Raw genomic sequence first — 1,583 nt, forward strand, 5'->3', positions numbered from 1 at the left:
AAAAGGCATTCGATTGTGTTATCTGAAGAATAACATGCTCGAATGCCTTTTTGAATACGTCCAATTATTTAGTGCTTACAAGAAAAATTGAGAAAGATTAAAATTAAACTTATCCAAAACATTGCCTTCCATGATTACACACGTGATATACTTATTTAGGTATATTATGATGTTTCGTGCGGAACACAATGAAAGGAACACAAAAGGGGATAAAGCAATGAATAAGAAACAACTTGTTCGTCAGCTGTCAGTATGTGCGCTAGTGCTAGCTGGATTGACGTTCAATGGGTCAGCGGCTCGCGCCAAAAATGCCAATACTGATAATGGTACGAGTACGCAAACCGCCCATAATCTTGCCAACTTAATGACAGCGGGAAATGCTTTAAATGTTGTGAATAATTCTAATACGAATGGAACGCAGCAACTAAACAGTCAAAGAGCAACTGCTCAGAATCCAAATGGTGCGGTAAATCAGAATTACAAATCAGGTGCCTATTGGACTTTGTACTCTGATGGTTCGTTATTTGTTACTGGTACTAGCATTGCAGGAAATGATGATTTTAATAAAATTTTATATCTAGGACTTAATCGAGATAGTGTCACTACGTATATCTCCATACTGAGTCCAAAGACTGCTGATGTTAATATCGATTATTTATTTCAGGGCTTTAAGAATGTCACCAGTATTAATCACTTGGATCAAATAAATGTTAGCAATACGACTTCTATGCAGCATACTTTTTCTGACGATCCTGCCTTACAATCAATTGATTTATCTAATTGGGATACTAGTAATGTTACTACCACTAAAGATTTATTTACCGGTGATTCCAGCTTAAGTAAGCTGGTGCTTGGCCCTAAAGTATACTTAACGGCCGATGCAGGCTTGGAGAAACCTAAAGGGGCAGATCAATGGCAGGCGGTTGGTGATGGTACTGATGAGGATCCTAAGGGCAAAACTTTTTCACCCGCTGAACTAGTTAGTCTATATGAAAAAAATAATCCAAATCATCCTACAGCCACCGAGACTTATGTTCCCAAACCTAATAAGTCATCACTTGTATTAACTGGAGATCAAACTATTGCTAATGGTGCTGATTTTGATCCAACCAGTTTCGTTAAATCTATAACTAATGCTGATGGCGACTCAATTCAACCATCAGATGCTGTTAAGGATGGTTCCTTGAAAATCACTGGAATGCCTGCTGATACGAATACTGCTAAAACCTATACCCTTACCTTTACTTATGACGGCAAAAGTTACACGGTAACTTTAACAATTGAACCAAGTAAGGCGGCCGTTCAAGCCCAAAACAAGACCTATTATACGGGTGATACTTACTCTCCTAAAGATTTGTTCGTATCGGCTACTGGCCGTGACGGAATTAGTTATCCCAATTATGACGATGCGGTAAAGGCTGGCTTGAAGGTTTCCGGCAACGTTGATACGTCTAAGCCGATACTTATGATGTTACCTTTACAATGGGTGATAAGTCCGCTACGGCCAAAGTAACCGTATTGGCTAATCAAACCGCAGTGAATGTTAAAGATTTGACATTGTACACCGGGGATAGCTTTAGCCC

1 protein-coding gene is annotated in these 1,583 nt (G+C 39.2%); it reads left to right on the forward strand.

All coding sequences use genetic code 11. From position 1 onward, the window contains the following. Window positions 1-217 precede the first annotated feature (217 nt). Window positions 218-1,513 carry a bacterial Ig-like domain-containing protein gene (locus tag KTE19_RS13575; RefSeq protein ID WP_217342510.1) on the forward strand — a complete coding sequence of 432 codons (1,296 nt, stop codon included), beginning with the start codon at window positions 218-220 and terminating at the stop codon, window positions 1,511-1,513. Window positions 1,514-1,583 lie beyond the last annotated feature (70 nt).

The sequence above is a fragment of the Lentilactobacillus dabitei genome, from assembly GCF_019061365.1.
In the GTDB taxonomy this organism is placed as follows: Bacteria; Bacillota; Bacilli; order Lactobacillales; family Lactobacillaceae; genus Lentilactobacillus; species Lentilactobacillus dabitei.

Bases quoted from the DNA above. Each gene is read 5' to 3' on its own strand.
- KTE19_RS13575 (WP_217342510.1), top strand. From the start codon at position 218: ATGAATAAGAAACAACTTGTTCGTCAGCTGTCAGTATGTGCGCTAGTG.